General features: G+C 72.5%; 14 protein-coding genes. 11 read left to right on the plus strand and 3 right to left on the minus strand.

Annotation, left to right across the window (positions count from 1 at the left end; all coding sequences use genetic code 11):
- Window positions 1-265 precede the first annotated feature (265 nt).
- The 5 genes from ACWDSL_RS46175 to aroQ all read left to right on the plus strand — a co-directional run bounded on the left by ACWDSL_RS46175 (window position 266) and on the right by aroQ (window position 6,073).
- Window positions 266-1,819, plus strand: a complete 1,554-nt coding sequence (locus ACWDSL_RS46175; protein WP_450494818.1) for a phytoene desaturase family protein — start codon at window positions 266-268, stop codon at window positions 1,817-1,819.
- A 163-nt stretch (window positions 1,820-1,982) separates the two neighbouring features.
- Window positions 1,983-3,086 carry an NAD(P)H-dependent flavin oxidoreductase gene (locus ACWDSL_RS46180; RefSeq protein WP_450494819.1) on the plus strand — a complete coding sequence of 368 codons (1,104 nt, stop codon included), beginning with the start codon at window positions 1,983-1,985 and terminating at the stop codon, window positions 3,084-3,086.
- 35 nt (window positions 3,087-3,121) lie between these two features.
- On the plus strand, window positions 3,122-4,681 hold the full coding sequence (locus tag ACWDSL_RS46185) for an acyl-CoA synthetase (protein ID WP_450494820.1): 1,560 nt from the start codon (window positions 3,122-3,124) through the stop codon (window positions 4,679-4,681).
- Window positions 4,682-4,700: 19 nt separating this feature from the next.
- Window positions 4,701-5,396, plus strand: coding sequence for an alpha/beta fold hydrolase (locus ACWDSL_RS46190; RefSeq protein WP_450494822.1), 696 nt, complete (start codon window positions 4,701-4,703; stop codon window positions 5,394-5,396).
- A 5-nt stretch (window positions 5,397-5,401) separates the two neighbouring features.
- A complete protein-coding gene (gene aroQ / locus ACWDSL_RS46195; RefSeq protein ID WP_450494824.1) occupies window positions 5,402-6,073 on the plus strand; it encodes a gamma subclass chorismate mutase AroQ in 672 nt (223 codons plus the stop codon).
- A gap of 29 nt (window positions 6,074-6,102) precedes the next feature.
- Here the strand turns inward: aroQ and ACWDSL_RS46200 are convergent, their stop codons facing one another.
- Window positions 6,103-7,167 carry a saccharopine dehydrogenase family protein gene (locus ACWDSL_RS46200; protein ID WP_450494826.1) on the minus strand — a complete coding sequence of 355 codons (1,065 nt, stop codon included), beginning with the start codon at window positions 7,165-7,167 and terminating at the stop codon, window positions 6,103-6,105.
- A gap of 134 nt (window positions 7,168-7,301) precedes the next feature.
- Between ACWDSL_RS46200 and ACWDSL_RS46205 the strand changes: the two genes are divergently transcribed.
- Window positions 7,302-8,243, plus strand: a complete 942-nt coding sequence (locus ACWDSL_RS46205) for an AraC family transcriptional regulator (protein WP_450494828.1) — start codon at window positions 7,302-7,304, stop codon at window positions 8,241-8,243.
- Here ACWDSL_RS46205 and ACWDSL_RS46210 read toward each other — a convergent pair.
- Complete coding sequence (locus tag ACWDSL_RS46210) at window positions 8,195-9,847, minus strand: acyl-CoA synthetase (RefSeq protein ID WP_450494830.1); 1,653 nt, start codon at window positions 9,845-9,847, stop codon at window positions 8,195-8,197. The two genes, ACWDSL_RS46205 and ACWDSL_RS46210, sit on opposite strands and share 49 nt — an antisense overlap.
- Before the next feature lie 163 nt (window positions 9,848-10,010).
- Here ACWDSL_RS46210 and ACWDSL_RS46215 point away from each other — a divergent pair, with 163 nt between their 5' ends.
- The 5 genes from ACWDSL_RS46215 (at window position 10,011) to ACWDSL_RS46235 (ending at window position 14,516) form a co-directional block, all read left to right on the plus strand.
- On the plus strand, window positions 10,011-10,817 hold the full coding sequence (locus ACWDSL_RS46215; RefSeq protein WP_450494832.1) for a crotonase/enoyl-CoA hydratase family protein: 807 nt from the start codon (window positions 10,011-10,013) through the stop codon (window positions 10,815-10,817).
- 59 nt (window positions 10,818-10,876) lie between these two features.
- Window positions 10,877-11,839 (plus strand): OB-fold domain-containing protein, encoded by a 963-nt coding sequence (locus ACWDSL_RS46220; RefSeq protein ID WP_450494834.1) that lies wholly within the window; start codon window positions 10,877-10,879, stop codon window positions 11,837-11,839.
- Window positions 11,836-12,939, plus strand: a complete 1,104-nt coding sequence (locus tag ACWDSL_RS46225; protein ID WP_450494836.1) for a thiolase domain-containing protein — start codon at window positions 11,836-11,838, stop codon at window positions 12,937-12,939. Before ACWDSL_RS46220 ends, ACWDSL_RS46225 begins: the two co-directional genes overlap by 4 nt.
- Window positions 12,936-14,102, plus strand: a complete 1,167-nt coding sequence (locus tag ACWDSL_RS46230; protein WP_450494838.1) for a thiolase domain-containing protein — start codon at window positions 12,936-12,938, stop codon at window positions 14,100-14,102. Before ACWDSL_RS46225 ends, ACWDSL_RS46230 begins: the two co-directional genes overlap by 4 nt.
- A 171-nt stretch (window positions 14,103-14,273) precedes the next feature.
- Complete coding sequence (locus ACWDSL_RS46235) at window positions 14,274-14,516, plus strand: DUF397 domain-containing protein (RefSeq protein WP_398525781.1); 243 nt, start codon at window positions 14,274-14,276, stop codon at window positions 14,514-14,516.
- A 70-nt stretch (window positions 14,517-14,586) separates the two neighbouring features.
- Here ACWDSL_RS46235 and ACWDSL_RS46240 read toward each other — a convergent pair.
- A partial coding sequence (locus ACWDSL_RS46240) for an ATP-binding domain-containing protein (protein ID WP_450494840.1) occupies window positions 14,587-14,883 on the minus strand: 297 nt, incomplete at its 5' end.

A 14,883-nucleotide genomic window follows, 5' to 3' on the forward strand; every position in this document is an offset into this window, starting at 1 on the left:
TGGGGCCCGGCCGGCGCGGCGGGCAAACGGCCCCTCGGACGGCCTCGGATGTGCCGCCCGTGCCCCGACGGGGGTCGGCTGTGCCCCGGTCCGGCGGGGGTGGCGGCTGCTGAGCCGTGCCCTTGCGCGGCTCCGCCGCAGTGGGCCCGGCCCGGCGGGGGCGGCGGCTGTTTCTGCCCGGGCTCGGCTCGGCGGGCCCGGCGGCGCCCAAGCCGTGCCTCGCCGCGTCCTGGCCCCGGCGATCACCGCGTGCTACTCAGGAGGTATGCCTCACAGCGACGCGTACGACGCCGTTATCGTCGGCGGCGGCCACAACGGCCTGGTCGCCGCCGCCTATCTCGCCCGCGCCGGCCGCAGGGTGCTCCTGATGGAGCGGCTTGACCACACCGGCGGCGCCGCCGTCTCCACGCGCCCCTTCGCCGGGGTCGACGCGCGGCTCTCCCGCTACTCGTATCTGGTGAGCCTGCTTCCGCGGCGGATCGTGGACGACCTCGGGCTGCGCTTCTCCGTCGCCAAGCGGACCGTGTCCTCGTACACCCCCACCGTCCGCGGCGGGCGCCCCACCGGGCTGCTGGTGGGCGGTGGCGAGGCCCGTACCCGTGAGTCGTTCGCCCGGCTGACCGGCTCGGACCGGGAGTACGAGTCCTGGCAGCGGTTTTACGGAATGACCCGGCGCGTGGCCGAGCGGGTGTTCCCGACCCTCACCGAACCGCTGCCCACGCGCGAGGCGCTGCGCGCGCGGATCGGCGACGAGACGGCCTGGCAGGCGCTGTTCGAGCGGCCCCTCGGCGACACGGTCGAGGCGGAGTTCGAGGACGACCTGGTCCGGGGCGTGGTCCTCACCGACGCCCTGATCGGCACCTTCAGCCACGCCCACGATCCGTCACTGCGTCAGAATCGCTGCTTCCTCTACCACGTGATCGGCGGCGGCACCGGCGACTGGGACGTGCCGGTCGGCGGCATGGGCGCGCTGACCGACGCGCTCCGGGACGCGGCCCTCGCGGCGGGCGCCCGGATCGCCACCGGCTGTGAGGCGACGGCCGTCGCCACCGACGGGAAGTCCGCGGAGGTGATGTTCCGTGACGCCGACGGGGAGGGCCTGGTGGGGGCCCGATACGTACTCGTGGGGGCAGCCCCGCAGGAGCTGGCCGTGCTGCTGGGCGACGAGTCACCCGATCCGCCCGCCGAGGGCGCACAGGTCAAGGTGAACATGCTGCTGCGCCGGCTGCCCGCGCTGCGCGACCCCGACGTCGATCCGCGCGAGGCGTTCGCCGGGACGTTCCACATCGCCGAGGGCTACGGCGACCTGGAGGCCGCCTACGGCCAGGCCGCGGCGGGCGGGCTGCCCCTGCGGCCACCCTCGGAGATCTACTGCCACTCGCTGACCGACCCGTCGATCCTGGCCCCCGACCTGGTCCGGCAGGGCTACCAGACCCTGACCCTGTTCGGGCTGCAGACCCCCGCACGGCTCTTCACCACGGACCATGACACGACGCGGGCCACGCTGCTCGAGGCCACCCTCGAACTGCTCGACGCCGAGCTCGCCGAGCCGATCGCGGACTGTCTGGCGTACGACTCCGAGGGCATGCCCTGTATCGAGGCGAAGAGCCCGCTGGACCTGGAGCGGGAGCTGCGGCTGCCCGGCGGCAACATCTTCCACCGCGAGCTGGCGTTCCCGTACGCCCAGGAGGGCACCGGCCGCTGGGGCGTGGAGACGCGCCACGCCAATGTGCTGCTGTGCGGGGCGGGCGCGGTACGCGGCGGCGGGGTGAGCGGAATCCCGGGGCACAACGCGGCCATGGCGGTCCTGGGTCGATAGCCGCCCCCGGGCCGTAGCCGATCCGCACTCGGGCCGCACCCGATCCGCACCCGATCCGCACCCGATCCGCACGCGGACCGCAGCCAACCGGACGGTCAAAGAATCTGACGTTGCGTCAGAAAAACTCTTCCTTCGTCCGCCGCCCTGCGGCATCCTGCCGCCCATGGAGACGGAGCTGAGCAACAGGCTGGGCATCGAGCACGCCATCTTCGGCTTCACGCCGTTCCCCGCCGTGGCCGCCGCGATCACCCGGGCCGGCGGGTTCGGCGTGCTCGGCGCGGTCCGCTACGGGGCGGCGGACGAGCTGGCGCGCGACCTCGACTGGATGCAAGAGCACACCGACGGCAAGCCGTACGGTGTCGATGTCGTCATGCCCGCGAAGAAGGTCGAAGGGGTGACCGAGGCGGACATCGAGGCGATGATCCCCGAAGGACACCGCCGGTTCGTCCAGGAGACCCTGGCCAAGCACGGCGTACCCGAGCTCGCCGAGGGCGAGGCCTCCGGCTGGCGGATCACCGGCTGGCTGGAGCACGTCGCCCGCAGCCAGCTGGACGTCGCCTTCGACTACCCCGTCAAGCTCCTGGCCAACGCCCTCGGCTCGCCGCCCCCCGATGTCGTCGAGCGCGCCCACGGCCATGGCATCCTCGTCGCCGCCCTCGCGGGCAGCGCGCGCCACGCGCTCCACCACAAGGACGCGGGGCTCGACATCGTGGTCGCGCAGGGCTACGAGGCGGGCGGCCATACCGGCGAGATCGCGTCCATGGTGCTCACCCCGGAGGTGGTACGGGCGGTGGACCCGCTGCCCGTACTCGCGGCCGGCGGCATCGGCAGCGGCGAACAGGTCGCCGCCGGGCTCGCGCTCGGCGCACAGGGCGTCTGGCTCGGCTCCATCTGGCTCACCACCGACGAGGCCGCGCTCACCTCGCCCGCGCTCACCCAGAAGCTGCTCGCGGCCGGGTCCGGCGACACCGTCCGCTCCCGCGCCCTCACCGGCAAGCCCGCCCGGCAGCTGCGCACCGAATGGACCGACGCCTGGGAGGCCCCCGAGGGCCCGGACCCGCTGCCGATGCCGCTGCAGGGCCTGCTGGTGGCCGAGGCCGTCTCGCGCATCCAGAAGTACGAGGTGGAGCCGCTGCTCGGCACGCCGGTCGGGCAGATCGTCGGCCGGATGGACGCCAAACGCCCGGTGCAGGCCGTCTTCGACGATCTGACCCGCGGCTTCGAACGCGCCATCGACCGCGTCAACCGTATCGCCGGACGGGCCTGAGCCCACGGCGACAGATGGAGGACCGGAGGACCGCCATGTCCCGTACACCCAACGGCTTCTGGGCCCAGGCCGCGCTCGAACCCGACCGCACCGTCCTGATCGCCCCGGACGGCGAGGAGTGGACCGCCGCCCGGCTGCACGCCGCCTGCAACCAGCTCATCGGCGGGCTGCGCGCCGCGGGGCTGCGGCGGGGCGACGCCTTCGCGGTGGTGCTGCCCAACGGCGTCGAGTTCTTCACCGCCGCGCTCGCCGCCACCCAGGCCGGGCTCTATCTGGTGCCCGTCAACCACCACCTGGTCGGCCCGGAGATCGCCTGGATCGTCTCCGACTCCGGCGCCAAGGTGCTGATCGCCCATGAACGCTTCGGTGAACAGGCCACCCTGGCCGCCGACGAGGCCGGGCTGCCCGCCACCCATCGCTACGCGGTCGGCGAGGTCGCCGGCTTCCGCCCGTACGCCGAACTGCCGGCGGGACAGTCCGATCAGCCGCCCGCCGACCGCGAGGTGGGCTGGGTGATGAACTACACCTCCGGTACGACGGGCCGCCCGCGCGGCATCCGGCGCGCGCTGCCCGGAGTCCTGCCCGAGAACGCCCATCTCGGCGGCTTTCTGCGCTTCTTCGGGATCAAACCCCGCGACGAGGAGCCCGACAACGTCCATCTGGTGTGCTCACCGCTCTACCACACCGCGGTGCTCCAGTTCGCCTCCTCCTCCCTGCACATCGGCCACCGGCTGGTCCTCATGGACAAGTGGACGCCCGAGGAGATGCTGCGCCTCATCGACGCGTACCGCTGCACACACACCCATATGGTCCCCACCCAGTTCCACCGGCTGCTGGCGCTGCCCGAAGAGGTCAGGGGGCGCTACGACGTGTCCTCGATGCGCCACGCCATCCACGGGGCCGCGCCCTGCCCCGACCACGTCAAGCGCGCCATGATCGACTGGTGGGGCGGCTGTGTCGAGGAGTACTACGCGGCCAGCGAGGGCGGCGGCGCCTTCGCCACCGCCGAGGACTGGCTCAAGAAGCCGGGGACCGTCGGCAAGCCCTGGCCGATCAGCGAACTGGCCATCTTCGACGACGACGCCAACCGGCTCCCGGCCGGTGAACTCGGCACCGTCTACATGCGGATGAGCACCGGCGGCTTCGCGTACCACAAGGACGAGGCCAAGACCCGCAAGAACCGCATCGGCGACTTCTTCACGGTCGGCGACCTCGGACTGCTCGACGAGGACGGCTATCTCTACCTCCGCGACCGCAAGATCGACCTGATCATCTCCGGCGGCGTCAATATCTACCCGGCCGAGATCGAGGCCGAACTCCTCACCCATCCCGCCGTCGCCGACGCCGCGGCCTTCGGCATCCCGCACGACGACTGGGGCGAGGCGGTCAAGGCGGTCGTGGAGCCCGCCCCGGGACATGAGCCGGGGCCCGAGCTGGAGCGGGAGCTGCTGGACCACTGCGAGGGGCGGCTGGCCGGATACAAACGTCCCAAGTCGGTCGACTTCGTCACCGAGATGCCGCGGGACCCCAACGGCAAGCTCTACAAAAGGCGGCTGCGCGAGCCGTATTGGGAAGGGCGTGAGCGAGCGATGTGACGCGGGTAGCCTCTGCCCTATGCACACACTTGACACCGTCGAGGTGGACGGGATCGAGCTGGCCTACCGGGTCTGGGGGGAGCGCGAGGCTCCCCCCGTCCTGCTGCTGGCCGGCCTCGGCGCGGACGGCGTCGACTGGCTGGGAACCGCCCCCGAACTCGCCCGCACCCGGCGGGTGTACGCGCTCGACCTGCGCGGCCACGGGGCCAGCGACTGGCCCGGGGACTACGCCCTGGAGCGGATGAGCGACGACATCGTCGGCTTCCTCGCGGCCCTCGGCCTGCCCCGCGTCTCGGTCGTCGGACACTCCTACGGGGGCGTGGTCGGCTACCTCCTCGCCCAGCACCACCCCGATCTCGTCGAGCGGCTGGTGATCGAGGACGCCCCGCCGCTGTGGCCCCAGGACCCGCCGCTGGAGGTGCCCGAGCGCCCGGCGGGGCGGCAGGTCTTCGACTGGGCGGTGAAGACCCAGTTCACCGAGCAGCGCAACGCGCCCGATCCACGGTGGATCGAAGGGCTTTCCGCGATCACCGCCCCGACCCTGCTCATCGGCGGCGGCCCGGACAGCCATATCCCGCAGGAACTGCTGGCCGACATGGCCGAGCGGATACCCGACTGCCGCCTGGTCACCATCGACGCGGGGCATCTCGTCCACGAGACGCGCCCCGACGAGTTTGCGGCCGAGGTGCGCCCGTTTCTGGAGGCAGAGAAGTGACGCCGATGCTGAAGGGGACGCTGCGCCACGCGCTGACCGCCGTCGCGGCCCTGGGGCTGCTGGCCACGGCTGCGCCCGGCGCGGCCGCGGCTGGGCCCGCTTCCGCCGCCGTACCGGCCTCGGCTTCCGCCCCGGCCTCGGCTTCCGTACCGGCGCCTCCGTACGGGCGGCTGCTGCCGATCGCCGACCTGTCCGCCCAGCGGCTGCTGACGGCCGATCAGGTGGCTGCGGCGAAGTATCGATATGCGGCTCCGCCGCGCGGGGGCACGGACAGCCCCATCGACGACCCGGAGCGGGAGCGGCAGGTGCTGGAGGCGGTGGCCGAACAGGCCCGCGCGCTGGGCGCGGACCCGCAGGCCACCGTGCGGATCTTCCGCGACCAGATCGAGGCCAACAAGCTCGTCCAGCGCGGCCTGCACCACCGCTGGGAGGCCGACCCCGCCCAGGCGCCCACTGAACGCCCCGACCTCTCCAAGGTCCGACTGGAGATCAACCGGATCAACGGCGAGCTGGTCCGGGCCGTCGCCGACTCGGAGCGGGCCCGGGCCGAGCGGTCCTGTACGGGGCGGCTGACCGTGGCCGCGCTGCGCGTGCGCCACGACAGACAGCTGGACGCGCTGCATTCGGTGGCGCTGGAGCGGGCCCTGCCGTCGGTGTGCGCGCCGAACGGGAGCTGACCGCAGCGGCCTCCCGCGGGGACCCGGGGCTACGCCTGTGCCGCCTCGCCTACGGACCAGCTGACGCCGTGGTCCCCCAGGAAGTCGAGGAACCCGGCGGCGTCGAAGGCCTGGGCGGAGGCGAGGACCCCCGCGGGCGCGCCGTCGGCGGCGAGCCGTCGGGCCGCCTCGACGGCGATCACGGCGGTGGTGCCGTACGCGTCGAAGCCGCGCACCTCGCCCCGGGCGCGCCGGCCGTCGACGCCCAGCACCTCCACCGCGAAGGCCCACCGCATCGCCTTGCGCTGAGCGGCTGTCGGGCCTTCCGGTACCTGCTCGGCCATCTCGGGGGACAGCCGGGTGAAGAGCTCGTACACCTCCTGGGAGGCCAGTCCCTCCACCTGCCGGGTGCGCACATGGCGGGGCACGGTCACCACCGCGGGCAGCGCGAAGCGCACCACGGGCGTCGGCGCCGATCCGCCGGGCAGCGCGATCTCCTTGCGGCGGGCGGTCGCCCCCGGTGACAGCTGCCCGTCCTCGTAGCCGAGACCGCCGTCGAGCAGTGTCTCCCGCAGAGCGCCCATCGAGCGGATGGTGCCCCGCGAGGCGCCGCCGCTGACGATGTCGACGGCGATGGCGATCTCCTCTGCCTCGCCGCCCACGTGCGCGGCGGTCAAGGCGGTGATCAGATCGCTCGGAAGGCCGTCATCGGTGACACCGGGGAGGACGGCGACCCCGGCGCGCTCGGCCTCCGCGCCGAAGGTGTCGAAGATGTGCCGGATGTAGGGCTGTTCGCCCGTGATGTCGACATAGTGACTGCCCGCGGCGATGGCGGCGCGCACCACGCCCTCTCCCCACCGGGTGAACGGACCGGCGCAGTTGACGACGGCGTCGGTGTCGCGGAAAGCGGCGACGAGCGCGTCGTGGTCCTCGGCGTCCGCGACTCGTAGCTCCGCGACCCGTAGCTCCGCGTCCTGGAACCCGACCTCCGACGCGGCGGCGCGCAGCCGTTCGGCGCCGCGCCCCACCAGCACCACGTCGATACCGCGGCGCCGCGCCTCCGCGACCGCGAGCTTGCCGGTGTAACCACTCGCGCCAAAGACGGCGATCTTCACAACGTTCTCCTCTGGGTGTGCCTTCTGGCTTGTGATCCACCGTAGGAAGACCCGGAGAGATTCCCGATGCCTCACCGTATTCGGAACATGTCCATTCGTCTCGCGTGCGGCGCGGCCCCGATATGGTGGCGCGCATGGATGTCCTCAGCGACGCGATCACCTCCATGCGCACCGGGCGGCCTCACGCGGGGCGCACCGAGAAGCACGGCTCCTGGGGTGTGCGCTTCCCCGACTCCGAGGGCGCGGGTTTCCATGTCGTGCTCCAGGGGACGTGCTGGATGCTGCCGCCCGACGGCGAGCCGGTCGCGCTGGGCCCGGGGGATGTGGTGTTCATGCCGCACGGGCGCGGACACGGCCTCGCCGACAGCCCCCACACCCCACTGGCCGCGTTCGGCGGTTCCCTCCCGGGTCCCTTCGCCGAAGAAGCTGCCTCCCCGGACACGCTGTTGCTCTGCGGCGCCTATTTCCTCGACAGGGCCCGGCCGCACCCCCTCCTCGGCGAGCTGCCCCAAGCCCTCCACATCCCGGCCCGGCTCGGCCGCCACCCCGAGTTGCGCTCGGCCGTCGAACTGCTGGGCGGCGAGTTGGAGCGGGCGCGCCCCGGCACGAGCGCCGTGCTGACCTCACTGCTCGACATGCTGCTGCTGTACGTGCTGCGCGCCTGGTACGAGGAGCGGTCCGGCCACCTGAGCACCGGATGGGCCGCCGCCCTGCACGACCGCGCGGTCTCCGAGGCGCTGCGCGCCATCCACCGCGACCCCGCCCACCCCTGGACCGTCGAGACGCTGGGACAGGCCGCGGGGCTGTCCCGGGCGGCGTTCGCCCGGCGCTTCACGGCGCTCGCCGGGCAGCCGCCGCTCGCGTATCTGACCTGGTGGCGGATGACGGTGGCGGCCCGGCTGCTGCGCGAGTCGGAGCTGCCGCTGCGCGCGGTGGCCGAACGGACCGGATATGCCACGGAATTCGCCTTCGCCAAGGCGTTCAAGCGGGAGTACGGGGTCGCGCCCGGCGGCTACCGCCGGCACGGTCAGGAGTCGGCCGGGGCGCTCGCCGCGACCTCCCTCGCCCAGCGGTAGTCGGCCTTGCCGCTGGGCGAGCGCTGGATGTGGTCGCTGAAGACGACCGTACGGGGGATCTTGTAGCCCGCGAGCCGGGTGCGACAGTGCGCCCGTACGGCGTCGGCGGTCAGCGGCGCCGCGCCCTCGCGGGGCTGGACGACGGCCGCGACGCGGCTGCCCCAGCGCTCGTCCGGTACGCCCGCCACCAGCGCGTCGTACACATCCGGATGCGCCTTCAGCGCCTGCTCGACCTCCTCCGGATAGACCTTCTCGCCACCGGTGTTGATGCACTGCGAGCCGCGTCCCAGGACCGTGATCACACCGTCCTCGTCGACCGTGCCCATATCGCCGAGCAGCACCCAGCGCTCGCCGTCCGCCTCGAAGAACGTCTCGGCGGTTTTCTTCGGGTCGTTGTAGTAGCCGAGCGGCACATGGCCGCGCTGGGCGATGCGGCCGGGTTCGCCGGGCGCCACGGGCTGGTACGTCGCCGGGTCGACCACCGAGGTACGGGCGTTGACGTGCAGCCGGAAGCCCTTCTGGGGGCCGGCGTCCTCGGTCGCGGTGCCGTTGAAACCGGACTCCGAGGAGCCGAAGTTGTTCAGCAGCATGGTGTGCGGCGCCAGCGCGGCGAACTGGGCCCGTACGGTGTCCGACAGCACCGCGCCGGAGCTGCTGACGCTGAACAGCGAGGAGCAGTCGGTGTCCTTGAGCGGGCCGGCCAGGGCGTCCACCAGGGGGCGCAGCATCGCGTCGCCGACCAGCGAGACACTGGTGACCTTCTCCTTCTCGATCGTGCGCAGCACTGCTTCGGGCACGAACTTACGGTGGATGACAACCTTTTGGCCGAAGTTGAAGCCGATGAAGGCGGTGAGCGTGGAGGTGCCGTGCATCAGCGGCGGGGTGGGGAAGAACACCAGGCCCTCGCCGCCCGCCGCCACCCGCTCCGCCAGCTCCTCGGGCCGGTCGACCGGCCGGCCGGTCGGCGCGCCGCCGCCGAGCCCGGAGAAGAACAGGTCCTCCTGCCGCCACAGCACGCCCTTGGGCATGCCCGTGGTGCCACCGGTGTAGATGATGAACCGGTCGTCGGCCGAGCGCGCCGGGAAGTCGCGCTCGGGCGAACCCGAGGCCTCGGCCTCCTCGAAGGGCACGGGCGCGGGCACGGGCGCGGGGTCGGGGGTGGGGGTGGGGCCGTCCCCGGTCGGCGCGCCGACCCGGATGAGATGGCGCAGGGTGTCGGTGCGGGGGAGCGCGGCGGCCACCCGGTCGCCGAACTCCGCGTCGTACACCAGCGCCGCCAGGTTGGCATCCCGGTAGAGGTAGATCAGCTCTTCTTCGACATAACGGTAGTTGACGTTCACCGGCACGGCCCGGATCTTCAGACAGGCGAGGGAGGTCTGCAGATACTCGACGCCGTTGTACAGATGCAGGCCGACGTGTTCGCCCGGCGCGATGCCGGCGGTGTCCCGCAGATGGTGGGCGAGCCGGTTGGCGGCCGCGTCGAGCTGCGCGTAGCTCAGCCTCCGCTCTGCCCCGGTGCCGGGGTGGTCGATATACACCAGCGCCTCTCTGTCGGGCACCGTGTCGACGATCGACTCGAACAGGTCGGCAAGGTTGTACTCCACGGCTCCTCCTGACCTGACACCGGGCGGCCTTGGCGGTCATTGGAGCGCCGTCCGGAAGAGATGTGAAGGCGCATGGCCAATAAATCTGACTGAGCATCAGATTTCTCTTGAAGTCGTCCGGCGCCTCCTGCAACCTGTTCTAGGTCGAGACGGGAGGACTGCCGTGACAAGCGGGACCGAACACCTGACGGTGGAGCGCGCCGGCGCGACGCTGGTGCTCACACTGAACCGTCCGGAGGCCAAGAACGCGCTCTCGCTGCCGATGCTGGTCGGCCTCCACGACGGCTGGGCACAGGCCGACGAGGACGACGACATCCGGTCGGTGGTACTCACCGGGGCCGGCGGGGTTTTCTGCGCGGGCATGGACCTCAAGGCCCTGGCCGGCGGCGACGGGATGGCCGGACAGCACTACCGGGACCGGCTCAAGGCCGACCCCGATCTGCACTGGAAGGCGATGCTCCGGCATCACCGGCCGCGTAAACCGGTGATCGCCGCCGTCGAAGGCCACTGTGTCGCGGGCGGCACCGAAATCCTCCAGGGCACCGACATCCGCGTCGCGGGCCACGGCGCCACCTTCGGACTCTTCGAGGTCAGGCGCGGCCTGTTCCCCATCGGCGGCTCCACCGTCCGCCTCGCCCGCCAGGTCCCGCGCACCCACGCGCTGGAGATGCTGCTGACCGGGCGGCCGTACACCGCCGAGGAGGCCGAGCGGATCGGGCTGATCGGCCGGGTCGTACCCGACGGCACGGCCCTGGAGACGGCCCTGGAGATCGCCGAGCTGATCAACGCCAACGGCCCGCTCGCCGTCGAGGCCGTCAAGGCGTCCGTATACGAGACGGCGGAGATGACCGAGGCCGACGGCCTGAAGTCCGAACTCGAACGCGGCTGGCCCATCTTCGCCACCGCCGACGCGAAGGAGGGCTCGAAGGCCTTCGCGGAGAAGCGACCGCCGGTCTACCGACGGGCCTGAGCGCAACCTCCCCGCGAGCGCATCATTCCCGCCCGGCCGCGACGAAGGAGACGCACACCATGACACCGGCTCCCGCGCCGGAGGTGCTTTCCGCCCCTCTGGTCGTCGAGTTTCCCTTCACCCGTTCCCTCGGCCCCGTCCAGAGCGCCTTCCTGACCGGGCTGCGCGAGCGCGCCGTGCTCGGCGTACGCACCGCGGGCGGCCGGGTGCTCGTGCCCCCCGTCGAGTACGACCCGGTTACCGCCGAGGAGATCCGCGACCTCGTCGAGGTCGGCACCACGGGCACCGTCACCACCTGGGCCTGGAACCCCGCCCCGCGCCGCGGACAGCCCCTCACCACCCCCTTCGCCTGGGTGCTGGTGCGGCTCGACGGCGCCGACACCGCCCTGCTCCACGCCCTCGACGCACCAGGCCCCGACGCCGTGCGCACCGGTATGCGGGTGCGGATCCGATGGGCCGAGGAGCGGGTCGGCGCCATCACCGACATCGCCTGCTTCGAACCGTACGAGAGCGAGCCGAGCCAGAGCGAACCTGCCTTGCGCAGCGGCGAGTTCGCCGATCCCGTGCAGAGCATCGTGGCGCCCGCCCGCCTGGACTACGTGTACTCGCCCGGCCGCGCCCCGTCCCGCTACATCGCCGCCCTCGCCGACCAGCGGACCGTGGGGGAGCGCTGCCCGACCTGCCGCAAGGTGTATGTCCCGCCCCGTGGCGCCTGCCCCACCTGCGGCGTCGCCACCGCCGAACAGGTCGAGGTCGGCCCGCGCGGCACCGTCACCACCTTCTGCATCGTCAACATCAAGGCCAAGAACCTCGATATCGAGGTGCCGTACGTCTACGCGCACATCGCCCTGGACGGCGCGGACCTCGCCCTCCACGGCCGCATCGGCGGCATCCCCTACGACCAGGTGCGGATGGGCCTGCGCGTCGAGCCGGTGTGGACCGAGGACGGGCGCTACCCCGACCACTACCGCCCCACCGGCGAACCCGACGCGGACTACGACACATACAAGGAGCTGCTGTGAACCCGAGGCGCGTCGCCATCGTGGCCTTCGCGCAGACCCGCCACCGGCGCAGGTCCGCGGAGCTCTCCGAGGTCGAGATGCTGATGCCGGTCCTGCACGAAGTGCTCGGCGCGGTCGGTCTGCGCACCGGCGAGATCGACTTCACCTGCTCCGGCTCCTCCGACTATCTGGCCGGCCGCGCCTTCTCGTTCACCATGGCGCTCGACGGCGTCGGCGCCTGGCCGCCGATCTCCGAGTCGCATGTGGAGATGGACGGCGCCTGGGCGCTGTACGAGGCGTGGGTCAAGCTGCTGGCCGGGGAGGCCGAGACCGCGCTCGTCTACTCCTACGGCAAGTCGTCGCCGGGGGAGCTGCGCGACGTCCTGACCCGCCAGCTCGACCCCTACTACCTCGCCCCGCTGTGGCCGGACCCGGTGTCCCTGGCCGCCCTCCAGGCCCAGGCGCTCATCGACGAGGGAGCGACCGACGAGCGCGCCCTCGCCGGGGTCGCCGCGCGCAGCCGCGGCGCCGCGGAACACAACCCGCACGCCCAACTGGCCGGCTCCGCCGCCCCGGACGCGCTGCTCGAGGACCCCTACCTGGTGCGGCCGCTGCGCCGCCACGACTGCCCGCCCATCGGCGACGGCGCGGCCGCCGTCGTCCTCGCCGCCGGCGACACCGCCCGCCGCCTGTGCCCCCGCCCCGCCTGGATCCACGGCATGGACCACCGGATCGAGGCGCACGCACTGGGCGTACGGGACCTCACCCGCTCCCCCTCGACCCGGCTGGCCGCGCACAACGCCGGTCTGTTCGACGACGCTGCCGCGCCCGTCGACACCGCCGAACTGCACGCGCCGTTCACCTCGCAGGAGGTGATCCTCCGCCGCGAGCTGGGTCTTGGCGAGGACGTACGCGTCAATCCGTCCGGCGGCGCGCTCGCCGCCAACCCCATGATGGCCGCCGGGCTGATCCGCCTCGGCGAGGCAGCGGCCCGTATCCACCGCGGCGAGTCCGACCGGGCCGTCGCACACGCCACCTCCGGGCCGTGTCTGCAGCACAACCTGGTGGCGGTCCTCGAAGGAGAACGGGCAGCGAAGACCGAGCGGGAGGAGGGGGTATGAGCAAGGAGCCCATCGCCGTCGTCGGGGTCGGTCAGACCAAGCACACCGCCGCCCGCCGGGATGTGTCGATCGCCGGGCTGGTCCGCGAGGCCGCCGTACGCGCCCTCGAAGACGCCCAACTGACCTGGGCGGACATCGACGCCGTCGTCATCGGCAAGGCGCCCGACTTCTTCGAGGGCGTGATGATGCCCGAGCTCTACCTCGCCGACGCGCTCGGCGCGGTCGGCAAGCCCATGCTGCGGGTGCACACCGCGGGCTCGGTCGGCGGCTCCACCGCGCTGGTCGCCGCGAATCTGGTGGCCGCCCGCGTCCACCGCACCGTCCTCACGCTCGCCTTTGAGAAGCAGTCCGAGTCCAACGCCATGTGGGGGCTCTCGCTGCCCATCCCCTTCCAACAGCCGCTGCTGGCCGGGGCGGGCGGCTTCTTCGCCCCCCACGTCCGGGCCTATATGCGGCGGACCGGCGCCCCGCCCGCCATCGGCTCGCTCGTCGCGTACAAGGACCGCCGCAACGCCCTGCGCAACCCCTATGCCCACCTCCACGAGCGGGATCTGACACTGGAGAAGGTGCAGGCTTCTCCAATGCTGTGGGACCCCATCCGCTACTCGGAGACCTGCCCGTCCTCCGACGGCGCCTGCGCCATGGTGCTCACCGACCGGGCCGGTGCGGCCCGTGCGCCCGCCCCGCCCGCCTGGGTGCACGGCGGCGCCATGCGCAGCGAGCCGACGCTCTTCGCGGGCAAGGACTTCGTCTCGCCGCGGGCCGGCAAGGACTGCGCGGCCGATGTCTACCGGCAGGCCGGGATCACCGATCCGCGCCGCGAGATCGACGCGGTGGAGATGTATGTGCCGTTCAGCTGGTACGAGCCGATGTGGCTGGAGAACCTGGGCTTCGCCGCCGAGGGCGAGGGCTGGAAGCTCACCGAGTCGGGCGTGACGGAGATCGACGGCGATCTGCCGGTCAACCCGTCGGGCGGGGTGCTGTCCACCAACCCCATCGGCGCCTCGGGGATGATCCGCTTCGCCGAGGCCGCGCTCCAGGTGCGTGGGCAGGCGGGGGAGCACCAGGTGGAGGGCGCGCGCAAGGTGCTCGGCCACGCCTATGGCGGAGGCTCGCAGTTCTTCTCGATGTGGCTGGTGGCGGCCGAACCTCCGGCCGGCTGACCGGGGTCCCGGGCCCCGGCTGACCGGGTCCCGGGCCGGCCCCGCCCGATGTCTGCCGCCGTCCCGCCGTACGCCCGCGTGTGCGGTGCCGTCCTTCTTTCGCGGCCTGTGCGGCGCCGGTCGCGATCGCTAGGGTGGGGCGGGGACGACGATCCGGGAGGAGCCAACCACGTGGCCGACACCACCACCGAACAACCCCTGGCAGGCAGCGCCGAGAAGCCCGACCTCGATCTCACCACCGCCCAGTGGAGGTCGAGCAGTCAGGGCCTGGGCGATGTGGAGATCGCGTTTGTCGAGGGCTATATCGTCATGCGCCATGGCCGCCGGCCGCAGGACCCCGCCCTGATCTTCTCCCCCGCCGAGTGGCGCGCCTTCGTCATCGGCGCGCGCGACGGCGAGTTCGACCTGACCTGAGCTGATGTGACCTGCGCCGGGGCCGATTCGGGCCGTGGCCTTACGGGCCGAGGCGTTACGGGGCGAGGCGTTACGGGGCGAGCCGCCCGAGCACTTCGGGCAGCTCGCCCTCGTACACGAGCGTCAGCCGCCGCGTCACCCGCGTGATCGCCACATACAGATCGTGCCCGCCCTTGGGGGACTGGGACCAGATCCCGGCCGGGTCCGCGACCACCGCGCGGTCGAACTCAAGACCCTTGGCCTGCGCCACGGTCAGCAGCACCAGCGGGGAGTCCAGCGCGTCGGGCCGGTCGCCGCGGACGGCGCCGGGCAGCGCCCGCGCCAGCGCGTCCACCGCCCGGTCGGCGGCCACCACCGCGAGCCGGCC

The sequence above is a fragment of the Streptomyces sp. NPDC000941 genome, from assembly GCF_053599555.1.

Excerpts from the sequence above, each read along its gene's own strand:
- aroQ (WP_450494824.1), top strand. The coding sequence starts at position 5,402 with ATGCTGAAGGGGACGCTGCGCCACGCGCTGACCGCCGTCGCGGCCCTG.
- ACWDSL_RS46190 (WP_450494822.1), top strand. The coding sequence starts at position 4,701 with ATGCACACACTTGACACCGTCGAGGTGGACGGGATCGAGCTGGCCTAC.
- ACWDSL_RS46180 (WP_450494819.1), top strand. The coding sequence starts at position 1,983 with ATGGAGACGGAGCTGAGCAACAGGCTGGGCATCGAGCACGCCATCTTC.
- ACWDSL_RS46185 (WP_450494820.1), top strand. The coding sequence starts at position 3,122 with ATGTCCCGTACACCCAACGGCTTCTGGGCCCAGGCCGCGCTCGAACCC.
- ACWDSL_RS46205 (WP_450494828.1), top strand. The coding sequence starts at position 7,302 with ATGGATGTCCTCAGCGACGCGATCACCTCCATGCGCACCGGGCGGCCT.
- ACWDSL_RS46220 (WP_450494834.1), top strand. The coding sequence starts at position 10,877 with ATGACACCGGCTCCCGCGCCGGAGGTGCTTTCCGCCCCTCTGGTCGTC.
- ACWDSL_RS46175 (WP_450494818.1), top strand. The coding sequence starts at position 266 with ATGCCTCACAGCGACGCGTACGACGCCGTTATCGTCGGCGGCGGCCAC.
- ACWDSL_RS46230 (WP_450494838.1), top strand. The coding sequence starts at position 12,936 with ATGAGCAAGGAGCCCATCGCCGTCGTCGGGGTCGGTCAGACCAAGCAC.